29 protein-coding genes, 1 tRNA gene and 3 pseudogenes are annotated in these 23,318 nt (G+C 61.6%); 23 read left to right on the top strand and 10 right to left on the bottom strand.

Annotated elements, in window-relative coordinates; all coding sequences use genetic code 11:
* Positions 1-21: 21 nt before the first annotated feature.
* Both G020_RS0109525 and G020_RS0109520 read right to left on the bottom strand, forming a co-directional pair.
* Positions 22-406, bottom strand: a pseudogene (locus G020_RS0109525) (DUF3427 domain-containing protein); the annotation flags it as partial.
* Positions 403-816 (bottom strand): (deoxy)nucleoside triphosphate pyrophosphohydrolase, encoded by a 414-nt coding sequence (locus G020_RS0109520; protein ID WP_024329436.1) that lies wholly within the window; start codon positions 814-816, stop codon positions 403-405. The pseudogene G020_RS0109525 and the gene G020_RS0109520, both read right to left, overlap by 4 nt.
* A gap of 477 nt (positions 817-1,293) precedes the next feature.
* Between G020_RS0109520 and G020_RS15300 the strand changes: the two genes are divergently transcribed.
* The 13 genes and pseudogenes from G020_RS15300 to G020_RS0109490 all read left to right on the top strand — a co-directional run bounded on the left by G020_RS15300 (position 1,294) and on the right by G020_RS0109490 (position 10,829).
* Positions 1,294-2,037 carry a DUF4238 domain-containing protein gene (locus G020_RS15300; RefSeq protein WP_156002747.1) on the top strand — a complete coding sequence of 248 codons (744 nt, stop codon included), beginning with the start codon at positions 1,294-1,296 and terminating at the stop codon, positions 2,035-2,037.
* Positions 2,038-2,251: 214 nt separating this feature from the next.
* Entirely contained in the window at positions 2,252-2,977 is a 726-nt protein-coding gene (locus G020_RS14815; protein ID WP_196800313.1) for an abortive infection family protein, read from the top strand.
* Between the two features lie 79 nt (positions 2,978-3,056).
* Positions 3,057-3,602 (top strand): RNA polymerase sigma factor SigZ, encoded by a 546-nt coding sequence (gene sigZ, locus G020_RS14810; RefSeq protein ID WP_051130339.1) that lies wholly within the window; start codon positions 3,057-3,059, stop codon positions 3,600-3,602.
* A gap of 81 nt (positions 3,603-3,683) precedes the next feature.
* A complete protein-coding gene (locus tag G020_RS14805) occupies positions 3,684-4,484 on the top strand; it encodes an arsenite methyltransferase (RefSeq protein ID WP_051130338.1) in 801 nt (266 codons plus the stop codon).
* Between the two features lie 95 nt (positions 4,485-4,579).
* The gene (locus G020_RS15295; RefSeq protein ID WP_196800312.1) at positions 4,580-5,167 is read left to right on the top strand and encodes an SLATT domain-containing protein; all 588 of its coding nucleotides are present in this window, start codon (positions 4,580-4,582) and stop codon (positions 5,165-5,167) included.
* Between the two features lie 86 nt (positions 5,168-5,253).
* A complete protein-coding gene (locus tag G020_RS15290; protein ID WP_156002741.1) occupies positions 5,254-5,811 on the top strand; it encodes a hypothetical protein in 558 nt (185 codons plus the stop codon).
* A 45-nt stretch (positions 5,812-5,856) separates the two neighbouring features.
* The gene (locus G020_RS0109505; RefSeq protein WP_029681276.1) at positions 5,857-6,438 is read left to right on the top strand and encodes a hypothetical protein; all 582 of its coding nucleotides are present in this window, start codon (positions 5,857-5,859) and stop codon (positions 6,436-6,438) included.
* A 111-nt stretch (positions 6,439-6,549) separates the two neighbouring features.
* The gene (locus G020_RS15000; protein ID WP_081647411.1) at positions 6,550-6,930 is read left to right on the top strand and encodes an Ltp family lipoprotein; all 381 of its coding nucleotides are present in this window, start codon (positions 6,550-6,552) and stop codon (positions 6,928-6,930) included.
* A gap of 412 nt (positions 6,931-7,342) precedes the next feature.
* A complete protein-coding gene (locus G020_RS15285; RefSeq protein WP_156002738.1) occupies positions 7,343-7,630 on the top strand; it encodes a hypothetical protein in 288 nt (95 codons plus the stop codon).
* A gap of 166 nt (positions 7,631-7,796) precedes the next feature.
* Positions 7,797-7,939 (top strand): annotated as a pseudogene (locus G020_RS15520) (IS5/IS1182 family transposase); the annotation flags it as partial.
* Positions 7,940-7,942: 3 nt separating this feature from the next.
* Positions 7,943-8,476: an HNH endonuclease gene (locus tag G020_RS14990; RefSeq protein WP_369774079.1), complete on the top strand. Its 534-nt coding sequence runs from the start codon at positions 7,943-7,945 to the stop codon at positions 8,474-8,476.
* 52 nt (positions 8,477-8,528) lie between these two features.
* Positions 8,529-10,334: a DEAD/DEAH box helicase gene (locus tag G020_RS0109495; RefSeq protein ID WP_024329433.1), complete on the top strand. Its 1,806-nt coding sequence runs from the start codon at positions 8,529-8,531 to the stop codon at positions 10,332-10,334.
* 174 nt (positions 10,335-10,508) lie between these two features.
* Complete coding sequence (locus G020_RS0109490; protein ID WP_024329432.1) at positions 10,509-10,829, top strand: hypothetical protein; 321 nt, start codon at positions 10,509-10,511, stop codon at positions 10,827-10,829.
* Positions 10,830-10,853: 24 nt separating this feature from the next.
* Here the strand turns inward: G020_RS0109490 and G020_RS15280 are convergent.
* A pseudogene (locus tag G020_RS15280) lies at positions 10,854-10,943 on the bottom strand (peptide deformylase); the annotation flags it as partial.
* Between the two features lie 84 nt (positions 10,944-11,027).
* On the opposite strand from G020_RS15280, the gene G020_RS0109485 reads away from it, so the two are divergent.
* Both G020_RS0109485 and G020_RS0109480 read left to right on the top strand, forming a co-directional pair.
* Positions 11,028-11,264 (top strand): hypothetical protein, encoded by a 237-nt coding sequence (locus G020_RS0109485; RefSeq protein WP_019570591.1) that lies wholly within the window; start codon positions 11,028-11,030, stop codon positions 11,262-11,264.
* The gene (locus G020_RS0109480) at positions 11,261-11,458 is read left to right on the top strand and encodes a DUF2283 domain-containing protein (RefSeq protein WP_019570592.1); all 198 of its coding nucleotides are present in this window, start codon (positions 11,261-11,263) and stop codon (positions 11,456-11,458) included. The genes G020_RS0109485 and G020_RS0109480 overlap by 4 nt, the downstream gene beginning before the upstream one ends.
* A gap of 60 nt (positions 11,459-11,518) precedes the next feature.
* On the opposite strand, the gene def is transcribed toward G020_RS0109480, so the two are convergent.
* The gene (gene def / locus G020_RS0109475) at positions 11,519-12,055 is read right to left on the bottom strand and encodes a peptide deformylase (protein ID WP_029681275.1); all 537 of its coding nucleotides are present in this window, start codon (positions 12,053-12,055) and stop codon (positions 11,519-11,521) included.
* A 72-nt stretch (positions 12,056-12,127) separates the two neighbouring features.
* Here def and G020_RS0109470 point away from each other — a divergent pair, with 72 nt between their 5' ends.
* From G020_RS0109470 to G020_RS0109445, 6 genes are all read left to right on the top strand, one after another.
* Positions 12,128-12,760: a DUF429 domain-containing protein gene (locus G020_RS0109470; RefSeq protein WP_024329430.1), complete on the top strand. Its 633-nt coding sequence runs from the start codon at positions 12,128-12,130 to the stop codon at positions 12,758-12,760.
* 131 nt (positions 12,761-12,891) lie between these two features.
* Positions 12,892-13,275, top strand: a complete 384-nt coding sequence (locus G020_RS14800; RefSeq protein ID WP_024329429.1) for a hypothetical protein — start codon at positions 12,892-12,894, stop codon at positions 13,273-13,275.
* 3 nt (positions 13,276-13,278) lie between these two features.
* Positions 13,279-14,598 carry a KGGVGR-motif variant AAA ATPase gene (locus G020_RS14795; RefSeq protein ID WP_024329428.1) on the top strand — a complete coding sequence of 440 codons (1,320 nt, stop codon included), beginning with the start codon at positions 13,279-13,281 and terminating at the stop codon, positions 14,596-14,598.
* Positions 14,595-16,070, top strand: coding sequence for an ATP-binding protein (locus G020_RS0109455; protein ID WP_024329427.1), 1,476 nt, complete (start codon positions 14,595-14,597; stop codon positions 16,068-16,070). The genes G020_RS14795 and G020_RS0109455 overlap by 4 nt, the downstream gene beginning before the upstream one ends.
* Positions 16,071-16,287: 217 nt before the next feature.
* Positions 16,288-16,548, top strand: coding sequence for a type II toxin-antitoxin system Phd/YefM family antitoxin (locus G020_RS0109450; RefSeq protein WP_018868998.1), 261 nt, complete (start codon positions 16,288-16,290; stop codon positions 16,546-16,548).
* Positions 16,541-16,804 carry a Txe/YoeB family addiction module toxin gene (locus G020_RS0109445; RefSeq protein WP_018947160.1) on the top strand — a complete coding sequence of 88 codons (264 nt, stop codon included), beginning with the start codon at positions 16,541-16,543 and terminating at the stop codon, positions 16,802-16,804. Before G020_RS0109450 ends, G020_RS0109445 begins: the two co-directional genes overlap by 8 nt.
* A gap of 74 nt (positions 16,805-16,878) precedes the next feature.
* Here the strand turns inward: G020_RS0109445 and G020_RS0109440 are convergent.
* From G020_RS0109440 to moaC, 5 genes are all read right to left on the bottom strand, one after another.
* A tRNA-Phe gene (locus tag G020_RS0109440) sits at positions 16,879-16,954 on the bottom strand.
* A gap of 93 nt (positions 16,955-17,047) precedes the next feature.
* On the bottom strand, positions 17,048-17,323 hold the full coding sequence (locus tag G020_RS0109435; RefSeq protein WP_018947159.1) for an oxidative damage protection protein: 276 nt from the start codon (positions 17,321-17,323) through the stop codon (positions 17,048-17,050).
* The gene (gene mutY, locus G020_RS0109430) at positions 17,307-18,362 is read right to left on the bottom strand and encodes an A/G-specific adenine glycosylase (RefSeq protein ID WP_024329426.1); all 1,056 of its coding nucleotides are present in this window, start codon (positions 18,360-18,362) and stop codon (positions 17,307-17,309) included. Before mutY ends, G020_RS0109435 begins: the two co-directional genes overlap by 17 nt.
* Positions 18,363-18,460: 98 nt before the next feature.
* Positions 18,461-20,740, bottom strand: a complete 2,280-nt coding sequence (locus G020_RS0109425; RefSeq protein WP_024329425.1) for an AsmA family protein — start codon at positions 20,738-20,740, stop codon at positions 18,461-18,463.
* Positions 20,737-21,231 carry a cyclic pyranopterin monophosphate synthase MoaC gene (gene moaC, locus G020_RS0109420; protein ID WP_018947156.1) on the bottom strand — a complete coding sequence of 165 codons (495 nt, stop codon included), beginning with the start codon at positions 21,229-21,231 and terminating at the stop codon, positions 20,737-20,739. Before moaC ends, G020_RS0109425 begins: the two co-directional genes overlap by 4 nt.
* Positions 21,232-21,275: 44 nt before the next feature.
* On the opposite strand from moaC, the gene moaD reads away from it, so the two are divergent.
* Both moaD and G020_RS0109410 read left to right on the top strand, forming a co-directional pair.
* Positions 21,276-21,509 carry a molybdopterin converting factor subunit 1 gene (gene moaD, locus G020_RS0109415; protein WP_024329424.1) on the top strand — a complete coding sequence of 78 codons (234 nt, stop codon included), beginning with the start codon at positions 21,276-21,278 and terminating at the stop codon, positions 21,507-21,509.
* Positions 21,510-21,511: 2 nt separating this feature from the next.
* Entirely contained in the window at positions 21,512-21,946 is a 435-nt protein-coding gene (locus G020_RS0109410) for a molybdenum cofactor biosynthesis protein MoaE (protein ID WP_024329423.1), read from the top strand.
* A 26-nt stretch (positions 21,947-21,972) separates the two neighbouring features.
* Here the strand turns inward: G020_RS0109410 and G020_RS0109405 are convergent, their stop codons facing one another.
* Complete coding sequence (locus G020_RS0109405) at positions 21,973-22,911, bottom strand: DnaJ C-terminal domain-containing protein (RefSeq protein ID WP_024329422.1); 939 nt, start codon at positions 22,909-22,911, stop codon at positions 21,973-21,975.
* Positions 22,912-23,318: the final 407 nt, after the last annotated feature.

Here is a 23,318-nt window from a genome sequence, read left to right as displayed (position 1 = left end):
CCACCAGGCCCTGGTGCGTGGCGGCCGGCTGTTCCCCCTCTGCCGGATGCTATCAGTAGTGGAGCTGTGGGTTCTCGTCTCCCCGGAATGCGCACTGCGGAAGGTCTTCCTTGATTCCCGAAAGCGGATGCCCCGGCGCCAGCGCATTCGCCAGCCCCCGCACGGCCCGGGGCCAGTCCTCGTGTCCCTTTTCGCGCAGCTCCCCGGCCCGCTCCGCAAGCCGTTGGGCCAGCTCGGCGGCCAGGGTCATCGCCAGGTCGTCGCCCTCCAGCCCCTGGCTCCAGCGGGCGTGGTCCTCCAGCCCCAATGCTTCCAGCGCCTGCCGAACCCGCGGCGTATCCAGCCGTTCATGCAGGCCGACCCATTCGCCCCCGGGCAGGGACTTGGCGGCGCTATCCCGGCTCATGCGGAACGTCCTGCAATAAAGGCTTCGAGCAACGGGATGTCCGCGGGCGCGAGGTCGAGCCCGGGCGCCTCCGCCGGCGACACCCAGCACCAGCGATCGTGCACCGTCAGCACCGGGCTCTCGTCATCCGTCCACGCCCCCAGCGCAACCAGCTCAAGGCTTCCGTTACCCGGAATCGGCGTACGACCGATCTCTTCCCCGACTCGAAGCTCCAGCGCCAGCTCCTCGCGAAATTCGCGGCACAACGCGGCCTCCAGGCTCTCGCCCGGCTCCGCCTTGCCCCCGGGGAATTCCCAATACCCCGCCAGCGCCTGATCGGCCCCGCGACGCGCCAGAAAGATCCGCCCCTGTGCATCCTCCAGAATGCCGCAGACCACCACCGCCTGATTCGCTTCTATGAGCGTTTCCAACACCGGCTCCCGATTCGCATCTGGCCGGATCGTACCAGGGAACGCCGCCACAGCTCCCGTCGGAAGCCCGATTCTCGGGCCACGCGTGGTGCCTCCGCTCGCCACGCTACGCTGCAATAACAGTGATATACCGATTCTGCATAGCACCCCGCTCTGTCACGCTCGAGCCCCCGCTCCCCATGTCTCGCCCCGAATCAGCCCACCCGCAAGCCTTTAACGTGGGCCCCTGCGTCTCCCCTACGTTGACCGATAGGGCCGCTGTAAGACTTTGACCAAGAGACGAAAATCGTTCGTCCCAGCGCGCGGGGCGCCCTGCCACTCGACGCGACGTCCACTACCATGATAAAAGCATGGTTTACCGTGTTGGTGTGCCACCGAGAGGAGAACGCCAGGATGATATGCAGAATCTGTATATCACCGATATGACAGATTCTGTCTAATCTACTGTTATATCTCAGGAGAGTCCGTCGTAACCCTATGAAATACGAAAAGACGCAAAAAGGAAACCCATATCAGCTAACGGTTAACCAACACTGCTTTCCTGCTCGATCAATAGAGCGCTTTGCTGACTCAAGCCAGCGTGTAGAAGTATGTCTTTTGAACAAGGACAAGAACTTCAAAGCCACTCCGACTGAAAAAGTATTTTGCGCTCGGCGAGCATGGGATCAACGAGCAGAGTCAGGCTTTATGAAGGCAATTGAGGATGAATACCAAGCGCTTGCGGATAAAGTCGTAGCAGGTTACACATCAACCCTGGATGAAACGCAACAAGTAGTTGTAAGCAAAATGTTTGCTTTGTGGAACACTCGTTGGCACTGGGCAAATACCCCAGTTGAAGACCAAGAAATAAAGGGTGCAATTGGTGTAGCTGTTGAGTATTCAAAAGATGAACAAGAACAACTAGAAAAGGCTGGTGTTGCTATTATCCGACCAGATCTAACTATTTCTGGGAGACACTTCACAGGAACCAGTATCCAAAGAAATATTGATTTGGTTATGGAGCAACTATCGGATGCCCGCTGGGGAATTTTAACCTGTGATGATGGGGAGTTCTTGGTGCCCGACACAGCATCTACTCTTAGGTATGTTCCAGTTACCCCAAGTATCTGTTTTTTCTCCCAAAGCCTCGACGAAAAAATCACTGGTTCAGAACTGGAAGAAATTAACCAAGAAGTTATAAGCGGGGCAAGCGCCTACTACTTTGGAAAGAATCTCCCCTAATCTATGAAACTGAGATATAACAATTGCTTGCACTCGACCCGCACTCCGTTGCGCCTTCGGCTCCACTCCGCGCGGTCGAGTGAAGCAAGGCGTTAGCGACACGTAAGGAAGTTCACGAATGACCGTTCCGATAACAGATCTAATTGTCGCAGCTGTCAGCAAGATGGTTGATGATTCACAGGCGGACGGCTACAGGGAGCCAAGTCACTAAGATTTGGAGTTCTATATCGGCAGAGCAGGCTTAACCCATGCTGACCCAAAATCGCAAGGCCAAACAGTGGGGAAGGCTAAACGGGTTCGAGCTGTGCTTTCCTGGGCGATTGATAGCGACCCAGCAGCTGGAGGCAAACTTGTTGAGGCCCTAATCGCAAAGATCCGAGCATCTGGTGGATTTCGGGAATCTTCCGAAAACTACATAGGGGTGAGTCCAATACAGCAAGCCGTAGATGCATTTGACTCCGAAGGGTATACGCTGGCCCTAGATGGAGCACTGCGTCCAAAGAACCTAGACTCATTATCAGGTAAAGAGCTCACAGAAGCTCTTCGAAGTTATGCGCGGCGAGCCCAGAAGGGAGCTGAGGATGCGGCTCTGATTTCAGGCACAAGCAAGGACCTGCTGGAGGCAACGGCCGCACACGTAATTACTGTGAAGTATGGTTCCTATCCTCAGCAAGCGAACTTCCCGGCACTTTTAGGCCAGGCTTTTGTGGCCCTTGGATTGGCCACACCGGAAGATCAACCATCATCGTCCGACGCCCCCGAGCGCGCTATGGAAAGGGGTATGTATCAAGCAGCGGTGGGTGTAAACCGACTCCGAAATAAGGAAGGTACGGGGCATGGTCGACCATGGGTGTCAGGCATCAGTGGTATGGAGGCGGCGGCGGCTGTTGAAATCGCTGGCACAGTTGCGGGATATATGCTTGATAAATTAAATCGCTAACAAAAGCGTCAACGCGGACCGTCTTTTCCGCTGGCACTCCAAAGCCGGCCGGTTACGCTAAACGTTAAGTTACTAAACCATGACTTCGATATCTCACATATGGAACGAGCATAAGTCGCGGTTACGCGGGTATGTGGCTAGGCGGGTTCGCGAACCGGACGTGGTAGACGATATCCTTCAGGAGGTGTTTCTCAAGGCGTATGAGAACCTTCATTCTCTGAAGGTACGCGGTAGCGTTGCGTCATGGTTGTACCGGATCGCAGCGAATGTTATCGCCGACCACTATCGCTCGCAGAAATCTTGGTCGGAGTTACCCGAAGGATTGGCTGCGCCGGAGCATAAACGCGACCCCGTAGCAGAACTTGCGACTTGCCTCCAGCCCCTCATTGACGATCTTCCAGAGACATACAGGGAGGCCCTTACGCTGTCCGAACTCAATGGCCTGTCGCAAAAAGAGGTGGCAGTGCATCTGGGGATCTCCTACTCAGGTGCAAAATCAAGGGTCCAGCGTGGTCGTGAGCAGTTGCGGCAGCGCTTGCATGACTGCTGCGTGATCGAAACCGGCCAACACGGCATCGTTAGCTACGAGCCGCGCGACAAGCGCTGCAATGAAGAATGTTCATAGGTTTTGCGTCTTTTTCGCCAAGTCTCCGTCTATATGGGTATGACGCAACAAGCGTCGGAACCCAAACGACAGGAGAGACTGATGAGTGATGTGAAGCATGATGAGATTCGCCAAGCCGTTCGCCGCCAATATGGACAGGTAGCCACTAGCGAGAGCGCGGGTTGCGGTTGTGGTACAACCTGCTGTGATGCCTCTCTGCCAAGTGCTGAGGGCATTTCACAAGGTCTTGGCTACAGCGTTGAAGACGTTATGTCCATTCCCCAAGGAGCAAACATGGGGCTTGGCTGTGGCAACCCGCAGGCTATTGCCGTACTCAAGGAAGGCGAAATTATTCTTGATTTGGGTAGCGGTGGTGGATTCGACTGTTTTCTTGCGGCTCGTCAGGTGGGTGATAGGGGGCATGTCATTGGTGTGGACATGACGCCTGAAATGATCACCAAGGCGAGAGAAAATGCGAAAAAAGGCGGCTACAGCAATGTAGAGTTCCGCCTTGGAGAGATCGAGCATTTGCCAGTGGCAGATGCCAGTGTAGATGTGATCATATCCAACTGTGTTATCAACTTGTCGCCAGATAAGCCCCGTGTGTTTTCTGAGGCTTACCGCGCTCTAAGGCCCGGTGGAAGGTTGGCTATTTCGGATGTGGTTGCTTTTGCCGAAATGCCAGAAGAGGTTCGGAAAGATATGGCGCTGTACACAGGTTGCATGGCCGGAGCGTCGATGGTATCTGCGGTGGAGGATATGCTGACAGAAGCGGGGTTCATCAACGCTCGTGTTGTTCCGAAAGATAAAAGCAAGTCATTCATCAGCGGGTGGGCTCCGGGGGCTGATATTTCCAACTATGTCGTGTCTGCAGAAATTGAGGCATTGAAGCCAGGAACTTAACAACCGCGTTAACTCGGACTGCTCAAAGCTGCGCCGCTTCGCTTTGCAGCTTTGAGCAGCCGGTTATGCATTCGTTAAGTGCTGAAGGAGTGAGTGTGCAAAAGGAAGATCATGTTGAAGAGCTGTACGATCGAGTACAGAAAACGGCATGTAGTCGGTTTTTCGCACACGACCGATTGAAGAAGCATCATGCCGCATCGCTGTGGACGATAGCGTTTTTCTCAGTTGGGCTAATTGTTATTCCGCTAATTCAAACTTTTGGCCTGCAAGCACGGTTTTCGGAGAATTATATAGGCTTCATTCAGGTTCTTCTCGCGATCGTCATTCTTACTATTTCCATAATGCTTAACATGAGCAACTTTGCGGTTCGTGCAGATCGAATACATAAATGCGGAATGGTTCTCAATGCGCTAGCTAGGAAGGTCCATGGAAAATTAGACGGAGGGTGCAGCGAGGAAGAATATGAGGCGCTTGTTAATGAGTACAATAATATCCTTCAGGCCTATGAAAACCACTCGCGGATTGACTACCTTTTCACGAAACGTCATATGACGAATTACTACAAAGTTAAATGGTATCAATCCGCTTACTATGAAGCCTTGTACTGGCTTCAGTTTTCCCCATACGCAATTCTTATTGCATTCGAAGGGATATGGATATACATGCTGGTAACGCCAACTTAACAATTGGTTTAACTCAGACGCGTTCTTCGCCCGCGCTGGTTAACCAAAACGTTATACGCCCAGAGTCCGAGGACATAGGAGGTTTGATGGAGGGGTTGCCTGATTCAGCTTGGATTTTTGCAGGCTCCGTTATTGCTGCACTCATCGTTCTTTTCTCCGGATGGTTGCAACAAAAAATTAGCCGCGCATCTACTGTTTCGGGATATCGACAGAAGTGGATTCAAGATATTCGGAAAGCATTTTCGGAGTACATGGATGAACTCGAAAAGTTATCTGACTTAGCCTCTGCAAACTCAGAGTCCGGCCACTCCTTTGGCGCACGCTCAACAGTTTTAGAGGATACTCGGCCGGTCCGTAGGGCGCGCAATTATCTTCGGCTATATACCAACCCAGGAGAGCAAGGGCACTTGGATCTGCTGAAAGAGGCCAAATCCCTTGAGTCTTATCTCACTGATACAGCACGGAAGGATTTGAAGCTTAACGAGTATGAGCGCAGACGTGATGAGCTAACGAAAGCATTCCAAGATATTCTGAAAGAAGAATGGGACCGGGTGAAAATGGGGGAGTTGTGGTGGCGGATTCGTCGGTGTTGGAGGCGTATAACCAGTCACTCAAGGCGACGCTCGCAAGCTCGAGCAGCTTAGTTCAGCGTTAGACTTTTGATGTCAGCCGTTCGGGGGGGGGGGAGCATGACACGCAACAACATGATCCGGTATCTGATTGATGAGTACTACAACGGCAGCGTTGTAGACGCTGCAGCCGATACCGGTTACACAAGCAGTCAAATAGAACAGTGGTTAGCTGGCGATGTGAAGCCTAACAGAAGCACGGTCGAGTACTTTGTCCATACACTATTTACGCCGCAGTTTAGGGTGGTAATCGAGTTTGCGGATTTTGATCCCCATAAGGCTGTGCTAACACAGCTGAAGGAGCTACTTGCAGGCCATGAAGAGCGCGCGGGCATATACGCCTTCTACGACTCAATGGGCAGTCTTCTTTACATAGGGAAGGCGACCTGCCTTCTAACCGAGGCGTATGAGGCAATTAGACGAGAAGTGCACATTCCGTTCCCTGCCGGCATCAAGAACAAGCCGACGCGGCGCTCTGAGATAGTGCGCTACATATCAGCGTACGATGTTGGTAGTTCAAACTGGCTCGATTATCCGAGGCATGTTGAGTCTCTGATCCTCCGGATTTCCAAGCCCCCCCTAAATAAGAACATCGGGTGTCTGGAGAGGGCATATGCCGACGCCGAAGACTCGACTGCTTAGCCGAAACTGTCATAAGCCGGGTCTAACGAAGTGCTCCAACCGACGCCAGACAAGCTGGCGCGGTTGAGCTACAGCGTTAGACCGGAATGTCCTGTCGATGGAGGGAGTTCAATGAAAATCATCAACGTAGTATTCCTTGCTGTTGTTCTTGTTGCGGGGCCGACATGGGCGGAAAGTCTGACTGGACCCCAAAAGAACGCCGTTCGATCAGCGAATCAGTATCTTAGCATGCAAGGATTCTCACGAGAGGGGCTTATCCAGCAGCTCTCATCAGAGTACGGAGATAGTTATAACCGATCCGATGCGACGGTAGCAGTGGATAGCCTGAACGTCGATTGGAACGAGCAGGCGGTACGGTCGGCTAAGCAGTACCTAAAATTACAGGGTTTTTCGTGCCGAGGTCTGATTGACCAGCTTTCATCCAGTTATGGCGATGGGTACACCGAGAGCGAGGCAACCTATGGGGCTCGGCAGACGGATGCGTGCGAGTAGACCATGGAGACGGTGTAAGAACGGCATAGAGCGCGACGGCTGGATCGTTGCCGCGGCTCATGCCGGACGTTATGTTTAGTTAGAGAGCCGGATTATCCGTTATGAAACTGGAGAATATTGAACTCCTTATGGATGGCTCAGGAGAGGTTTCCATTGGGAGGGCTGGCCCAGTTCGTTGTGCTGCATGTGCGTCTGATGAGGACCAAGCTTTGGCCATGTTGGTCAGACGGCCTGGGGAGTCGCTATTCGAGCTGCTCAAGCGATTAGATACGGCAATAGAAGATGCTATTGAAAGGCAAATATTTACTGACGAGATCAATAGATGAAGTGAAAGCCATTGTTCGCTTCTGTTATTTCTCGGTGGCAGCCCTGAATTCAACCCTGAATTCAGTTTTTAATAAAGAAGGAAAACATGACAATGACGATTCCAAAACCGATGTTAGTTATAACCGCAATCATTTTTGCAACTTTGCTCGCAGCATGCTCCTTTTCAACAGAGGACCTCGCTGAAGAGGTTAAATCCGACATGGAAGAAAGATTTGAGGGAGAACGGATTGAAATTGAGAGCCTCATACTCACACACAAGGGCGGCAACGAATACAAGGGTGTTCTCGAAACCCAAGAGCCATATGGTGAATTCACATACTCGGTCGATGTCATATATGACGGTCAATCATTTTCTTGGGAGATTACTAACTAACGTGGGATTATCCATTGCGAAACACTAGAAACACTACGGGGTCGGACCACTATAAATGCCGGGAGGTCTAGCAGTTACGGAGACGCTGATTTAGTCCGCGGCCGCTCCCGCCCGGTGCGCGGCTCTGGGATAATGGCCGCCGATTTCCTGCCCGAGGTGATGGTTCATGTCGCAGCGCAGTTTTCCGATCTCGGGTACGCCGCCCGGCGCAAGCAGACGCGGCGCGACCGGTTTCTGGGCGAGATCGACGCGATCACGCCCTGGGCGGCGCTGGTGGAGGCGATCGAGCCGCACTACCCGAAGGGGAAGCTTATGGCTTCGCTGCCGCGGCTCATGCCGACCGTTATCTTTTCAAGGGGAACTGTTTTGACTCGTGACGCGATTGTCGAGCAACTTGTGGCAACCGGAGACTGGGGAGAAAGAGACGCGAGGATAAGTGCGCGCGCAAACTTTAAATGTGAGTATTGCGATCTCGATCTTCTGGGATCGGTGCGAGCATATAAGGAGTGGAACAAGGATCATATCGTTCCAAGGTCTGCCGGGGGCTCCGACTCGGAAGACAACATCGCGCTCGCATGTAGAATCTGCAACTTCAGCCTTAAGAATAGATGGAATCCGGAGCCACGATGTAAGCCTGGCGCCAGTCGAGAGGAGCTCATTGCAGCAGTGCGGAACTACATTCGAGGGAAGACAACCGCCATTCTGAAACAAGTGCAGGGATTTCGGGAAATCGCCTTTCGTGACAGCACTGAAAGTAAACAAGGCTCAAGTACGTTCCGGCCTTTCGGGCCTCCACCGGACGCGGCTAAAGCCACGCGGCTTAAGCACAGCGTTATCTGTAGGTAGGGTCTCGAGAATGACCACGCTGATACCTTCGCTGAACAGCTGCCTGCCGCGGATGACGTCGGGCGAGAAGCGCTTTGCGCGGCGACTGGAGCACTTCCTGGAGGATGACTACCTGTGCTGGTACGACGTGCCGGTGGGCGGGCGGTCGGAGCATCCGGATTTCATCGTGCTGCATCCGCAGCGGGGTCTGCTGATCCTGGAGGTGAAGGACTGGCGGCTGGAGACCATCCGGCAGATCGATCGCCAGGAGGCGACCATCCTGACGGACCGGGGCCTGAAGGTGGTGCCCAACCCGCTGGAGCAGGCGCGGCAATATGCCTATCAGGTGATCAAGCCACTGGAGCGCGATCCGCAGCTGGTGCATCCGCCGGGATCTTCGCTGCAGGGGCGGTTGATGCTGCCGTTCGGGCACGGGGTGGTGCTGGCCAACATTACCCGCGCGCAGTTCGAGCAGCAGGAGCTGGGCGAGGTGATTCCGGCCAATCGGGTCATCTGTCGCGACGAGATGACGGAGTCCCAGGATCCGGAGGATTTCCAGAAGCGGCTGTGGGACATGTTCACTGTGCAGTTCCCGCACCGGTTGTCGCTGCCGCAGATCGACCGGATCCGCGGGCACCTGTTCCCCGAGATCCGCATCCGCCAGGGCAGTCTGTTCGACGATGCGCCCGACGCGGACGAGACCGAATCTCCGGCCGATGTGCTCCCGGACCTCATGCGGGTGATGGACCTGCAGCAGGAGCAGCTGGCCCGCAGCCTGGGCACCGGTCATCGGGTGATCCATGGCGCGGCCGGGGCGGGCAAGACGCTGATCCTGGTCTACCGCTGCCTGCATCTGGCGCGGGCGCTGCGCAAGCCGATCCTGGTGCTGTGTTACAACCGCACCCTGGCCGACCGCCTGCAGGCCATCCTGGCTGAGAAGGGCGCGGGCGATCAGGTGGCGGTGTACAACTTCCACCGCTGGTGCCACGCGCAGCTGCGTACCTACAACGTGCCGCCCCCGCCGAATAACACGGACAAGCGGGCCTTCTTCGACCAGCTGGTGCAGCAGGTGATCGACGGCGTCGACCAGGGCCAGATCCCCGGCGGGCAGTACGGCGCGGTGATGATCGACGAGGGGCACGATTTCGAACCGCACTGGTTCCGGCTGGCCACGCAGATGGTCGATCCGGACACCAACTCGGTGCTCGTGCTGTACGACGACGCCCAGTCGATCTACGGCCGCAGCCAGAGCCGGTTCAGCTTCTCCAGCGTGGGCGTGGAGGCCCGCGGGCGCACCACCATCCTGCGCGTGAATTACCGCAACACCCGCCAGGTGCTGGACCTGGCCACCCGTTTCGCCCGCGAACTGCTGGATCCGCAGGAGGCCGAGGAGGACGGCATCCCGCTGGTGCCGCCGGAGAGCGCGGGCCGCGAAGGCCCGGAGCCCGCGATCATCCCCCTGCCCGGCCAGCCGCAGGAGATCGAGTACATCGCCGGGCACTTCAAGCGGCTGCACGAACAGGGCCGCCCCTGGAGCGAGATGGCCGTGCTGCACCGCCGCGTGCCCGCCGCCGGCAAGATCCGCGCGGTGTTCGAGCGTGCGGGCATCCCGCTGGAAAACCTCGGGGACCGCAACCGTCAGAAGTCGGCCACCCCGGCCGACACGGTCAAGATGGTGACCATGCACTCCAGCAAGGGCCTGGAGTTCCCCGTGGTGGCCCTGACCGGCCTGGGCGAGATGGACACCGCCGAGGAGCGCGAGGCCGAAGAGGCGCGCCTGCTCTACGTGGCCATGACCCGGGCCATGGACGAACTGATCGTCACCGGCCCGTCACAGTCTCCCTTCCTCCGTCGCATCGGCGAGGCCGCGCAGGCCTGAACCCGCGGGCCCGGGCGGGCCGCCGGTCGGGGAGCGCAGGGTGCGGCGGCCGTCACCGAATGGGTGGCCCGTCTTTGACGGTTGCGAGGGGCGGGTCTAGCGTCAAAGGAGAGGGGCAGGGAAAGGCTCCGGTAAATCCGTTGCGACCTCGCGGAATCGCGAAGGAGGCACACCATGCGCAGCGTAGACAACATGCCGGCCCTGGATTGGGAAAACGGCAAGAACGCCATGCGGGCGAAGTTCCAGGTGATGCACGAGGAACCGGTGGTGCTGAATATGCCGGCCGACATGGACTGGTCGGTGGATGGCGGCGAGTTCGGCTGCACGCTGGACGACGGCGGCATGCCGCGTGACTGCGAGGGCGGCAGCCTGCTGCATCGTCTGGCGGAGCTCAATGACATGCCGGCTCTGAAAGACATCGCGAAGGCCTGCGACTACTCCAGTTCCCGCGTGGACATCGACGCCGCCGGCTCCCGCATCATCGTGCACGACTGACCGGGCCTGTGCCGGCCGTGAGCCTTATGCTTCTGCGTGGAACTCGCGGTATTCGTCGAGGAAGGCGAGGCGGGTGGTGTCGGTCACCCGGTCGATGAACAGGGTGTCGTCGAGTGAGGGGGGCTGATAGTCAGCCTGGCGCCTCGGTTACCTGACGGGAACGATGCCGGCGATTCATGCAGGAAAGGAAAAATATCTGTGAAAACCACGAAATACTTCCGGGCGACTCGGGGCAGGCCGGACCGTGCGAGAATCAAGGACGAATGGATCCAGTACGTGGTGCAGCATCCCGAGAGAGAGCACGTGCAGGCAGATGGCCGAATAAGGCGATGGGCCAGGATCGAGGCAATGGAAGGCCGGTACCTGCGGGTGATTCTGCTGGACGATGGCGAGACGATTCACAATGCATTCTTTGATCGGGGGTTCCGGCCATGAAAGTCAGCTATTTCGATGACAGCGATACTCTGTACATCGAGTTCCGCAGCAGCGACATTGCGGAATCGAAAGACCTGGACGAAAACACCATTCTGGATGTGGATGCCAGCGGCAATGTCTGCGCGATCACCTTTGAACATGCAAGCCAGCGTACCGACGTTAGCCATCTCATTGTCGAGGGTATTGCGGCATAAGCTCTCCTTTTTTTGACGCCATAAAGCGCCCGGCGCCGTAAGCTGCACCGGGCGTGAGTCCTATGCTTCTGCGTGGAACTCGCGGTATTCCTTGAGGAAGGCGAGCCGGGTGGTGTCGGTCACCCGGTCGATGAACAGGGTGCCGTCGAGGTGGTCGATCTCGTGCTGGAACACGGTGGCGAGGAAGCCTTCGGGTTCCAGGTGGCGGGGCGTGCCGTCGGGCTCGTGGTAGTCGACGGCGATGTGGCGCGGCCGGGCGACTTCGCCGCGCAGGCCGGGCACGGACAGGCAGCCTTCCCAGTAGCGTTGCGGCGTCGGGTCCAGCACGGTGATTACCGGGTTCACCAGCACCAGGCGGCCGGTGGGTACGGCATCGGGGTAGCGCGTGTTGCCGGGCTGAATCTCGATCACGGCCACGCGCCGGGAGTCACCGATCTGGGCGGCGGCGAGGCCAAGCCCTTCGCTGGCGTGCATGGTGTCCACCAGGTCGTCCACCAGGGCCCGCAGCCCGGCGCTGTCGAAGTCGCCATCGGCCACCGGGTGGCAGACGCGACGCAGGTCGGGGTGCCCCATACGCAGGATACGACGAACGCTCATGGCATCGATGGTGCCACAGCGTAGAAGAACGTTCGCAGCCTGGCGCGTTCGAAGCCGGCCAAAGGAGACCGCATGGGGCAGTGGATCGTCGGGGTGGATCTGTCCGGGCCCGGGAGTGCCGGGCAGACGTCCGTGGCCGTTTTCGCCGAGCGCGGCGGGGCGCTCCGGCTGCGGGAGCTGCTTGCGGGGGCGGACGATCAGGCGATCCTGGAGCGTGTGCCGGCCGCGGCGGTGGTGGGGCTGGACGCACCGCTGTCGTACTCGCCCACCGGGGGCAGTCGCACGTCCGATCAGTCCCTGCGCCGCCTGGCGGTGCAATGCGATCTGTCGGCCGGCACCGTGATGGCGCCTTCCGCGCCGAGGATGAGCTACCTGACGCTGCGCGGTGTCGCGGTCAGCCGCATGCTCGCCTCCGAGCGCCCGGATGCCCGCGTGGCGGAGGTGCACCCCACGGTCGCCATGGCGCTGGGCGGGGCTTCGGTCGAGACCCTGAAGGCGATGAAGCACGCGGCGGACGCGCGACGGCAACTGCTGGCATGGCTGGATCGGCAGGGTCTGAACGGGGTGCTCGATCTCGCCGATGCCAGCGACCATTCGGTTGCCGCCTGCGCCGCGGCATGGGCCGCCTGGCAGTGGAGCCGGGGCCGTTCCGCATGGATCCACCCGGCCGAGCCACCGCAACACCCGTACGATTTCGTCTGCTGAGCTTGTGGCTCAGCGCATTGTGGACGGACGTGGGCTGGTCAACGTGCCGGCGAGCCGAACGCCGGGGGTTCCCGTTCGGTCCCGGAAGCGGCAAAGTCGGGGTTTTCAGGGAACCGGTTTGTGGAGCATGCATGGACGAGAACTATGACGAGGCAGCCCGCCGCCACTGGGGAGATGCCCGTTTGCTGGACGAGCGGAGCCGGTGGGAGAACGCGGACCAGCTCTACGGTCTTGCGGCCGAGTGCGCCTTGAAATCGGCGCTGAAGAGGGCCGGGTATTTTCGTGAGGATCAGCACTGCAAGCACATCAACGTTCTGTGGAGGAAGATTCAGGCGACTGCATTCCGGAACCAGTTTCCGGGGCTTGCTGGAGAGCTGGCAGGCGAGGAGCGGTTTGCGGACTGGGATGTCGAACAGCGGTACGCGGCAGACGGCGCGGTGCCGAAGGCCGCCGTGGAGCGGCACTGCGAAGGGGCGCGCCGCTTGTTGGTGGCAACTGGCCTGTTCAGGGGGTAATGGATGGTTCGATTCCACGATGCGCTCCAGATTGCGGAATCGTTCGCGTGTGAACGACTGGCCCGCTTCAAGTGTGTGTACGCCATTCGGGATTTGCTGGGTCGGGTCTCTCTGGCGGTGAACGTGTCCGCGGAAGAGCTGCCGGAGCGCGCGCAGCTCTCCGGTGACCTGAATGCGCGCCTCGGACGGTTTGCCCCCGGTGCCGACGAAGCCGTGCAGACGCGCGACGACCTGCTCATGCCGGAGGAAGTATTCGAGTCGCCGGAATGGGTCGGGCTCGACGGTGACGACATCCTCGAAATTCGTCTGGTGGACCGCCTGATGAACAACCAGGACTGGTTGCGAACGCCCGTCACCGACCAGCCCCCGCTGCCAACGGCGGTGGCCTTCAGCCTGAAGGGTGGGGTGGGACGGTCAACCACGCTGGCGGCCTGGGCTCATCATCTGGCGGGCCGGGGCATGAAGGTGCTGGTGGTGGACCTGGACCTGGAGGCTCCCGGGGTCCAGAACCTCCTGCTGGGACCGAGGCGCGAGGCTGCGTCCCCCTGGCCGGATTACGGCGTGGTGGACTGGCTGGTCGAGGGCCGAGTGGGGCAGGCTGATCGCGAGTTGTTCGAAGGGATGCTGGGAAGCGTCGAGCTGGCACCCGGAACGCCCGGGGAGATCCGGCTGGCTCCGGCCTTTGGTTCCCGGACTCGGGATTATGTCGCCAAGCTGGGGCGTGCGTATCTGTCGGTCAGGGTCGACGGGGCGGAATACGGGTTCGCGGAGGCGGTGCATGCGCTTTTGCAAACTGCGGCCAACCGCATTGAGCCGTTCGACGTGGCGTTGCTTGATGCGAGGGCCGGCATGCACGACATCGGCGCGGCGGCGGTGACCCGCCTGGGGGCACATGCGTTTCTGTTCGCCCGGGACGATCCGCCGACATGGGCGGGTTATGAACAGCTGTTCCGGCACCTGCGCTGGTCACCCGCCATCACGTTCAACATGCCGGATACGGATCTGCGCTGGCGGTTGAGCACGGTCGGTGCCATGGCGGGGTCCACGCCGAAGGCACAGGCCGCGATCCGGGAGCGTTCCTACGAGACCTGGCAATGGCTCTACGATGAAGAGGCCGAGGCCGGACCGTCTGCACCGGAGGAGGAAGACGAGGGTATGCCGCACTGGCCGATCCCGGTGTACGCCGATACATCGATGTCAGGCGCCACGTTCAATATGCCTGCGGAGATGCCGGTGGCCCAGGTTCTGGACAAGGTCTACGGCGAGTTTTTCCGCGTGGCCGGGGAGCGCCTGAAGCTCGGTGTCCGGAGGGGTGAGGAGTGACCGGCACGCAATCGGAAGTGGAGGCCCTGCGGGCGGCGTTGTGTGAATTGCCCGATGTCTCCGCTCAGGAGAACCTGACGCCACCCGGCCCGGGGGAGCTATACGTGCCGGAAAGCCACACCCGTGCCCTGAGTCTGGACACGACGGTCGTGATCGGCATGCGGGGTTCCGGCAAATCGGTGTGGACGGCGGCCCTGTTCGATCAACCGACCCGCCAGCGTCTTGTGGGGTCGGGGGGGCCGAAGGCTCTGGAGAACACCGTGGTGCGGATCGGGTTCAGTACGGATCCGCACGTGGGTCAGCATCCCGACGCGGAGACCCTGGAGCAGCTTCTGGCCGAGGGGCTGGAGCCCCGTCACATATGGCGCGGGTTGCTGGCACGGCAACTGGCCGAAGTTTGTGGCATGCAGGCGCCGTTTGGCCGTGCGACGGAAGCGGCCCGGTGGGCGCAGGCCGACCCTGAGGCCTTCACCGAGTTGCTGGCTGCGGCCAGTCGCGAACTGACGCGCAGAGAACAATACCTTCTGCTGGTGTTCGACTCGCTCGATACGATCGCCCGGGGCGGCTGGGAATCCGTGCGCGCATTGACTCGGGGCGCCCTTGAAGTCGCGCTCGCTTGTCGACCCTATCCGAACATCCGCCTGAAGTTTTTTCTGCGGCCCGATATGGAAGAAGACGGGGGCATATTCGGTTTCCGCGACAGTTCCAAATTGCTGCATAACCGGGTCGACCTTGCGTGGCGCCCGGTGGATCTCTACGGGTTGCTGTTTCACCTGCTTGCCAACGGGGCGGCGGGTGATGTGTTTGCCGCCCGGGCGCAGCAGCTCACTGGTGAGTCCTGGGAACATGCGCAGGGCGAACGGCGGGTGCCACCAGCCGTGCGTGCCGGCGAGTTGCTGCAACGGCCGTTGCTGGAGGATCTGGCTGGCCCGTATATGGGAACCAACCGCCGTCGAGGCTATACCTATACCTGGATTACGGGGCATCTGGCGGATGCCCACGGCCGTATCGCCCCGCGAAGCCTGCTCCTGGCGCTGCGCGAGGCGGCCCTGCGTACCCGGGAAAAGTATGCCGATCACGCCTGTCCGCTTCACTATGAAGCGATCAAGCACGGCGTCGCCGAAGCCTCGAAGACTCGTGTGGCGGAGCTGGGCCGAGAAGATTATCCGTGGGTCACCCCGCTTCTTTCGGGCCTGCAGGGTGCAACCGTGCCGCTGGAAGTCGACGATCTGCGCCGCCAATGGTCGGAGGAAATCCTGCAGAGGGTTCTCGAGGTTTCGCGCGAGAAGCTGCCGCCGCGCCGTTTTTCGTCCGAAACGGAAGGAAGGGCGGATATCGAACTGCTGGTCGACGATCTCGAGGAACTGGGGGTGCTCTACAGAACCGTAGAAGGCCGGATCAACATTCCGGACATCTTTCGAGTGGGATTCGGGATTCGCCGCAAGGGAGGCGTCAGACCACCCAGAAGCTGATGGAACGTGGGAGAAGGAATGGTGGCCAGGGACGGAATCGAAAGACCTGGACGAATCTGCGTGCCCCATACGCAGGATACGACGAACGCTCATGGCATCGATGGTGCCACAGTGCAAACGGGGCTTCCCGGCGAGTCGATGCCGTGGCCTGTCCCGTAAATTGTACATTTGGGCTACTCGCCCTATACTTGTACGGGTGACTGTACAGGAGGGCTCCATGAAGATTGTGTCATTCACTGAGGCTCGCAACGGCCTCAAAGCCGTACTCGATGGCGTGGTCGATGATGCCGACACCACGGTGATTACGCGCCGCGATTCGGAAGACGCCGTGGTAATGTCGCTGGATTACTACAACAGCCTGATGGAGACCGTGCATCTTCTGCGTTCCCCGGCGAATGCCGAGCATCTCAACAAGTCCATTGCGCAGTACAAGGCAGGAAAGGCCACCGAGCGTGAGCTGGTAGACGGGGATGAGTAGTCGGCTCCTTTGCTGGACGGACGAAGCATGGAACGACTACATCTACTGGCAAGCCCAGGACCGGAAGACCCTCAGGCGGATCAACAAGTTGATCGCGGATGTGAAGCGGTCACCACTGGAAGGCATTGGCAAGCCGGAACCTCTCAAGGAGAACCTGGCTGGTTTCTGGTCGCGCCGTATTGATGACACCCATCGCCTGGTCTATGCCGTGGACGGTTCGTCCATCACCATCATCTCCTGCAGATACCACTATTGAGCGCGATTGATGGGGCCGCTGGCCCTCGCCGAACGGGGCATGCGGACGCGAGAGGACGACTGCGGACAGGGAAATGGTGGCCGGGGACGGAATCGAACCGCCGACACGGGGATTTTCAATCCCCTGCTCTACCGACTGAGCTACCCGGCCAGTACTGACTTGTTGCGGGGTTCGCCGTGAGGCGAAGGGCAGTATTAAAGCGGTCCGGGGCGCTCACGTCAAGGGCGCGCCCCGGGGCCGGCTTCAGGACTGGTTGGGGTCGACGAAGCCTTCGGGTTTTTCGGAGCCGTCGCCGAACAGGAACTTCTCCATTTCCTCTTCCAGGAACTTGCGCGCCTTGGGGTCCACCGGGGTCAGGCGATACTCGTTGATGAGCATGGTCTGGTGGCTCAGCCAGGCGTTCCAGGCTTCCTTGGAGACGTTGAGGTAGATCTTCTTGCCCATCTCGCCCGGGTAGGGCGGGACGTCCAGGCCTTCGGCCTCTTTGCCGAGTTTTACGCAGTTAACGGTTCGTGCCATGGCCGGAATCCTTTTCGCTTTGCAGTAAGCCTTGTATGGGGGCCGGGATGCCTGCCGGCCGCGACTGGCCCGGTTTATACCAGATCACCCCGGGGGCATCCATGATCCCGCACTCACCCGCCGGGAGCCGGTAGCGCTGCACGCGCAGGTCGAGCTGGTAGTGGCTGAAGCCGTGGCTCAGTGCGTCGCCTGCCAGCGCCTCGGCGTGTGGCCAGTGGCTGCGCACCCAGGCCTCCAGGTGCTCCGGGTCTTCGGCCTCGGGCAGGGTGTACAGACCGCCCCAGATGCCGCTGGGCGGGCGCTGTTCCAGGTAGATCCCTTCGGGGGCGTGCAGCAGGGCGGCCCAGCGCGTGCGTGTCGGGCGTTGGCGCTTCGGCCGCGGGTGCGGCAGTTCGGCAGTGCGGTCCTGAAGGCGGGCGCCGCAGTCTTCGGCCACGGGACAGGCGGCGCAGTCGGGGCGGCTGCGGGTGCACACCAGCGCGCCCAGATCCATGATCGCCTGGGTGTAGTCGGCGCAGCGGCTGGCGGGGGTGCGGGCCTCGGCCTCGCGCCACAGGGTCTTCTGGCTGGTGGTGCTGCCGGGCCAGCCGTTCACCGCGGCGTGGCGAGCGAGCACGCGTTTGGCGTTGCCGTCGAGGATGGCCTCGGGGGCGTCGTGTGCCTGAGCGAGGATGGCGGCGGCGGTGGAGCGGCCGATGCCGGGCAGGACCTCCAGCGCCACGCGTTCGCGCGGGAAGTGGCCGTCGTGGTCTTCCACGATGGTCCGGGCGCAGCGGTGCAGGTTGCGGGCGCGGGCGTAGTAGCCAAGTCCGGCCCACAGGGCGAGGACGTCGTCCACGGGGGCGGCGGCCAGGCTCTGCACGTCCGGGAAGCGCGCGGTGAAACGCTCGAAATACGGGATGACGGTCTCGACCCGGGTCTGCTGCAGCATGATCTCGGAGACCCATACGCGGTAGGGCGTGCGCGGGTGCTGCCAGGGGAGGTCGTGACGGCCGTGGTGGTCGAACCAGTCCAGCAGGCGTTGGGCGAAGGGTTGCATGATGGCGGGGGAGGAGGCGCCGACGCCCGGGGCGATGTGCCCGGGCGTCGGTGTTCGCGGTCGGGTTGAACGAGTGCGGGTGACCCGGGTTCCCCGGTTTACTCGAGGAGTTCCCGCATGCGGTCTTCCGCTTCCTGCTCGAGGCTGCGTTCGGCCTCTTCGTCTTCCTCGTCTTCCTCGTCTTCGTCAGCTTCTTCGGCTTGTTCGTCGTTTGCTTCTTCCTCGTCCGCTTCGTCGCGCGAGAGGCCGAGGCGCTCCATCAGGCGCCGGGTGGCCTCGTCACGCAGTTCGTCCTCGTCCACGCCCAGCTCTTCGGCGGCGCGTTCACGCAGGATGGACTCGAGGTCGAGGCGGAAGCTGGGGTCGTCGAACGTGCCGCTGATGCGGATCGGCAGGCGGACGCCGCGCAGGTCTTCCAGCGAACGTCCGCCCTGGCCTTCCAGGGTGCCGACGAGGGTCGTGTCCACGCGGTAGTCCAGCGACTCGTCGTTGAGGTCGGCCGAGCCCTGGCCGCGGACGCGCAGCAGCGGGGAGTTGCCTTCCAGGTCGTTGTTGGAGACCACGCCGTTCTCGATGTCGAAACTGCCGGAGATCTCGCTGAAGTCCGTCTGCCGCGGCTCGTCCGACTCGTATTCACGGCCGCGGATGCGGGCCTCCGCGCGGCGGATGATGTCGGCGACATTGATGCCGCGCACCGCGCCGTCCTCGAAGCGCATGTCGCCGTCGCCGTTGAGGTTGGCCCGCAGGTCGGACAGCGCCTCGCCGTGCGTGGTGATGTCGAGCGTGAGGTTGCCGGTGCCCAGCAGCATGGCGTCGTCACCCTGCAGGTCGTCCAGCAGGGCGCCGATGTCCAGGCCGGTCAGGTCGGTGGTGAGGCCGTAGCGCGGCTGGCTGCCCGAGGCGTCCAGCTGGATGCGGCTGGTCAGTTCGCCGTCGTAGCCGGTGGCGGACAGCGGGTCGATCACCCAGTCGCCGCCGCGCGCCCGGATGTCCAGTGCGATGTCGCGCAGCTCCAGGCCCATCAGGATCAGGCGACCATCGAGGGCCAGGCTGCCGTCCACGTCGACGGAACGCAGGGCTTCCATCGGCAGTTCGATACGCAGCTCCTCGGCTTCTTCCTCGTCGGGGGCGCCGTTGGCTTCGCCGGTGCGCGCCTCTTCGACCTCCGGCGGGAGGTAGCGGTCGACGTTGAGCTCGTTGCCGCGCAGGTCGAAACCGAAATGCGGGCGCTCGCCGGTGGTGTCCAGCGTGGCGTCACCGCTGAGGGTCGTGTCGTCGAGGGTGAACAGGAACGGCGACAGTTCCAGGTTGCCCGGCGTACCGGCCGCGGAAAGGTCGAATGCGACCCGCTGCAGGGCATCCGGATCCGCGGTGGCCGGGGCTTCCAGCCCCAGGTCGTCCATGACCGAGCGCAGGTTGAAGGTGTTGGAGCGCAGTTCGCCACGCATCTGTGGCTGGTCGCCCTGCAGGTTGCCCAGTTCGGCAAACCCGGTGAGGGTTACCCTGGAGGCCTCCACCGTCAGGCGCTCCATGCGCAGGCGGGTGTCGTCTTCGTCCACCTCCAGCGCCACGTCGCTGCGGAAGAGGACGGCCATCGGCTGCGGCACCGGGCCGCCTTCCACATCGAGGTTCAGGTCCAGGCGACGCACTGCATAGCGATTGTTCAGCAGGTCGAGGTTGACCAGTCCGGTCAGGTCCATGGTGGTGCTGAGCGGCTGCTCCAGCGCGCCGCCCTCGGCCTCCAGCGCGGCGGACATTTCCAGCCGGGTCTCCACGCCGGGCTGGAAGCGGCCCACCTGCAGGCTGAACGGGTCCAGCACGGCACGCATCCCGGTCTCGCGGTCGTCCCACACCACGCGGGCGTTGGTCAGGCTGATGCCGGCGATATCGATCCGCTCCATGGCCAGGCGCGATTCGGTGGCGGTCCGTTCTTCGTCCTCGTCGCCGGTCACGGCCTCGTCGCGGGCTTCGTCGGCGCGCGCAGCGAGGTCGTCCCAGTTGTTGCGGCCGTCCTCGTCGCGCGCCAGGTTCAGGCGCACGCCGTCGCCTTCAACCCGTTGCACTTCCAGCTCGCGGCGCAGCAGCGGCATGACCGCGACGGCCACGTCCACCACGTCGAGCTCGGCGAAGGGTTCGTCGCCGAAGCCCTCGGCGTTGCCGAAGCGCACGTCTTCCAGGCGCAGGCCGAGGGTGGGGAACAGCGTCAGGCTGACATCGCCGGCCAGTTCCAGATCGCGCCCGGTCTGTTCGTGCACCTGGGCCTCGATGCGCTCCTTGTAATCGTTGGCGTCGAACGTCACCAGCAGATACGCGGCGACGACGATCACCACGAGGATCAGGATGCCGATCAGGCCAAACAGGCGCTTGATCCATTTCATGTTCGGGAATCTCCTTGCGGGTCGGGGGCCTTCCAGCTGCCGCTGCGACCGCCGTGTTTTTCCAGAAGCCGGACCGTTTCCAGCACCATGCCCCGGTCCACGGCCTTGCACATATCGTAGATGGTCAGAAGGGCGGTGGAGACGGCGGTCAGGGCCTCCATCTCCACGCCGGTGACTGCATGCACCTCGCAGGTGGCCCGGGCCACGACCGCGTCATCTTCCAGATCGAATTCGACCGCCACGCGGCTGAGTCCGATGGGATGGCACAGCGGGATCAGGTCACCCGTTCTCTTGGCACCCATGATACCGGCGATGCGGGCAATGCCCAGAACATCCCCTTTGGAATGATTGCCTTCGCGGACCTTTTGCAGGGTTTCCGGCTGCATGCGGATGCGGCCCTCGGCGATGGCCACGCGGTGGGAGACGGCCTTGTCGCCGACATCCACCATGTGCGCGTGGCCCTGAGAGTCAAAATGAGTGAAATTGTTCATGCTGGCTATAATGCTTGTTTGAGCGACACACGTGTAGGGGCCGTATGACGGTAAAAGTGCTGTATTTCGCGCGGCTGCGCGAGGAACTGGGCCGCGATGGCGAGCAGGCCGAGCTGCCCGCCGAAGGGTGCACGGTGGCCGGTCTGTGGGAAAACCTGCACGGTGAACCCCCGCCGCAGCGCCTGATGACGGCGGTCAACCAGTCCCGGGCGGGCCCGGACACCCCGGTGCGCGACGGCGACGAGGTGGCCTTCTTTCCGCCGGTCACCGGAGGCTGAGCATGACGGTGATGATCCATCACGAGGACTTCGACCCCTGGGACGCGCTGCGCGCGGCGGAGCAGGACATCCCCGCCGAGGCCCGCGGGGCGGCCAGCGTGTTCGTCGGCCGCATGCGCGATTTCAACGAGGACGATGCCGTGACCGGGCTGTTCCTGGAGCATTATCCGGGCATGACCGAGCAGGAGCTGGAGCGCATCGTGGAGGCCGCGCAGCAGCGCTGGCCCCTGCTGGGCGTGCATGTTGCGCACCGCGTGGGCGAGGTGCGGCCGGGCGATGCGCTGGTGCTGGTGGCGACCTGGTCGGCCCATCGTGCGGCCGCCCGCGATGCCTGCAGCGACATCCTGGAGCGGCTCAAGCACGAGGCCCCGTTCTGGAAACGCGAGCGCCTGGCCGACGGCAGCAGCCGCTGGGTGGAGCGCAACACGCCCGGCTGAATCCCGCGCGTCGCGCGCGAGCGGGATCAGCCGGCCAGCAGCTCGCGCGGGTTGAAGCTGGATGACTCCGCCATCTTTTCGTACCAGTCGCCGGCTTCGTCCTCCGGGGGCACGTGGATCATCAGCCGCAGGTACAGATCGCCAGGGGTCTTGCCGGGCAGTCCCTTGCCCTTGAGCCGCACCTGCTTGCCCGACTGCGAGCCCTTCGGCACTTTCAGGTTGACCGCCCCGTGCGGGGTGGGTGCCTCGATCGTGGCGCCCAGCGCGGCCTCCCACGGGGTGATCGGGATATCGCGGTACAGGTCGCGCCCTTCCACCCGGTAGTTGGGGTCCGGCTTGATGCGGATCTCCAGCAGCAGGTCGCCCGGGGCGCCGTTGCCCACGCCCGGGTCGCCCTGGCCGCGTACCCGGACCCGCGAGCCGTCTTTGGCGCCGGCGGGGATGCGCACGCGCTGCGGGCGTCCGCGCGGGTCGGTCACCGACAGCTCGGCGCCGTGCATGGCCTGTTCGAGGGTCACTTCCACCGCGCCTTCGCGGTCGGCACCACGCACGTCGAAGCCGCGCCGGCGACCGCCGCCACCCATGCCGCCGCCGCCAAAGATCGACTCGAAGAAGTCGGAGAAGCCGCCGAAATCGGCCCCGCCGGCACCCGGTCCGGCGCCCCGTGCGCGGCCGCCGGCACCCGCGCCGGCACCCGCACCGGTCCAGCCGTCCCAGCCCGGCGGCGGACGGAAGTCCTGCCCCTGGCGCCAGTTGGCGCCCAGCTGGTCGTAGGCCTTGCGCTTTTCCGGGTCCCCGAGGGCCTCGTAGGCCTCGTTGACCTCCTTGATGCGCGTCTCGGCCTCCGGGTCGTCACTGACGTCGGGGTGGTACTTGCGCGCCAGCTTGCGATAGGCCTTCTTGATGTCGTCCTGGCTGGCGTTACGGTCCACGCCCAGGATCTTGTAGTAGTCCTTGTATTCCATCTCCTGCCTCGAGTCGGAACCCTTTCGGCTGCCGGCGAAGCCGGTGTGTATGCGTTCGGGTACCACCCGAATCCCGGGCCATCATACCCGGGATTCGGGTGCCACCGTTGTACGGACCCGCGTTCGCGCGGGTTCTGCCAGGGAAACACTGATCAATGTACACGCTCGCGTTGGTGCCCCGGGTTTTCCGAGACAAGGCGCGCCGCTTGCGGGTAGTGGTTCTACCCGCAAGCGGCGCAACGCCGGATCGGGGAACCCGGGGCCCAACCCCGTAGGGGCTCGGCCGCTTTTGTGCGCGCACGGCGTTGCGGCTCCCTTGTGCAGAATGACTGCACGGCGGTCGCCGCGCCTTGTTCGCACGCAAAAGCGACTCGAGCGCGAGCGTGTACATTGATCAGTGTTTCCCT

Source organism: Thioalkalivibrio sp. ALR17-21, from assembly GCF_000420185.1.
Classification (GTDB): domain Bacteria; phylum Pseudomonadota; class Gammaproteobacteria; order Ectothiorhodospirales; family Ectothiorhodospiraceae; genus Thioalkalivibrio; species Thioalkalivibrio halophilus.
Note: the sequence above shows the minus strand (reverse complement) of the source record. Positions and strands in the feature narration are given on the sequence as shown.

Bases quoted from the DNA above. Each gene is read 5' to 3' on its own strand.
- def (WP_029681275.1), bottom strand. From the start codon at position 12,055: ATGAGCGTTCGTCGTATCCTGCGTATGGGGCACCCCGACCTGCGTCGC.
- G020_RS15290 (WP_156002741.1), top strand. From the start codon at position 5,254: ATGGAGGGGTTGCCTGATTCAGCTTGGATTTTTGCAGGCTCCGTTATT.
- mutY (WP_024329426.1), bottom strand. From the start codon at position 18,362: ATGCAACCCTTCGCCCAACGCCTGCTGGACTGGTTCGACCACCACGGC.
- G020_RS0109410 (WP_024329423.1), top strand. From the start codon at position 21,512: ATGACGGTGATGATCCATCACGAGGACTTCGACCCCTGGGACGCGCTG.
- G020_RS0109425 (WP_024329425.1), bottom strand. From the start codon at position 20,740: ATGAAATGGATCAAGCGCCTGTTTGGCCTGATCGGCATCCTGATCCTC.
- G020_RS0109495 (WP_024329433.1), top strand. From the start codon at position 8,529: ATGACGTCGGGCGAGAAGCGCTTTGCGCGGCGACTGGAGCACTTCCTG.
- G020_RS14805 (WP_051130338.1), top strand. From the start codon at position 3,684: ATGAGTGATGTGAAGCATGATGAGATTCGCCAAGCCGTTCGCCGCCAA.
- G020_RS14795 (WP_024329428.1), top strand. From the start codon at position 13,279: ATGGTTCGATTCCACGATGCGCTCCAGATTGCGGAATCGTTCGCGTGT.
- G020_RS0109470 (WP_024329430.1), top strand. From the start codon at position 12,128: ATGGGGCAGTGGATCGTCGGGGTGGATCTGTCCGGGCCCGGGAGTGCC.
- G020_RS15300 (WP_156002747.1), top strand. From the start codon at position 1,294: ATGAAATACGAAAAGACGCAAAAAGGAAACCCATATCAGCTAACGGTT.
- G020_RS14990 (WP_369774079.1), top strand. From the start codon at position 7,943: ATGGCTTCGCTGCCGCGGCTCATGCCGACCGTTATCTTTTCAAGGGGA.
- sigZ (WP_051130339.1), top strand. From the start codon at position 3,057: ATGACTTCGATATCTCACATATGGAACGAGCATAAGTCGCGGTTACGC.
- G020_RS15000 (WP_081647411.1), top strand. From the start codon at position 6,550: ATGAAAATCATCAACGTAGTATTCCTTGCTGTTGTTCTTGTTGCGGGG.
- G020_RS0109480 (WP_019570592.1), top strand. From the start codon at position 11,261: ATGAAAGTCAGCTATTTCGATGACAGCGATACTCTGTACATCGAGTTC.
- G020_RS0109405 (WP_024329422.1), bottom strand. From the start codon at position 22,911: ATGGAATACAAGGACTACTACAAGATCCTGGGCGTGGACCGTAACGCC.
- moaC (WP_018947156.1), bottom strand. From the start codon at position 21,231: ATGAACAATTTCACTCATTTTGACTCTCAGGGCCACGCGCACATGGTG.
- G020_RS14800 (WP_024329429.1), top strand. From the start codon at position 12,892: ATGGACGAGAACTATGACGAGGCAGCCCGCCGCCACTGGGGAGATGCC.
- G020_RS0109490 (WP_024329432.1), top strand. From the start codon at position 10,509: ATGCGCAGCGTAGACAACATGCCGGCCCTGGATTGGGAAAACGGCAAG.
- moaD (WP_024329424.1), top strand. From the start codon at position 21,276: ATGACGGTAAAAGTGCTGTATTTCGCGCGGCTGCGCGAGGAACTGGGC.
- G020_RS0109450 (WP_018868998.1), top strand. From the start codon at position 16,288: ATGAAGATTGTGTCATTCACTGAGGCTCGCAACGGCCTCAAAGCCGTA.
- G020_RS0109505 (WP_029681276.1), top strand. From the start codon at position 5,857: ATGACACGCAACAACATGATCCGGTATCTGATTGATGAGTACTACAAC.
- G020_RS0109435 (WP_018947159.1), bottom strand. From the start codon at position 17,323: ATGGCACGAACCGTTAACTGCGTAAAACTCGGCAAAGAGGCCGAAGGC.
- G020_RS0109445 (WP_018947160.1), top strand. From the start codon at position 16,541: ATGAGTAGTCGGCTCCTTTGCTGGACGGACGAAGCATGGAACGACTAC.
- G020_RS15285 (WP_156002738.1), top strand. From the start codon at position 7,343: ATGACAATGACGATTCCAAAACCGATGTTAGTTATAACCGCAATCATT.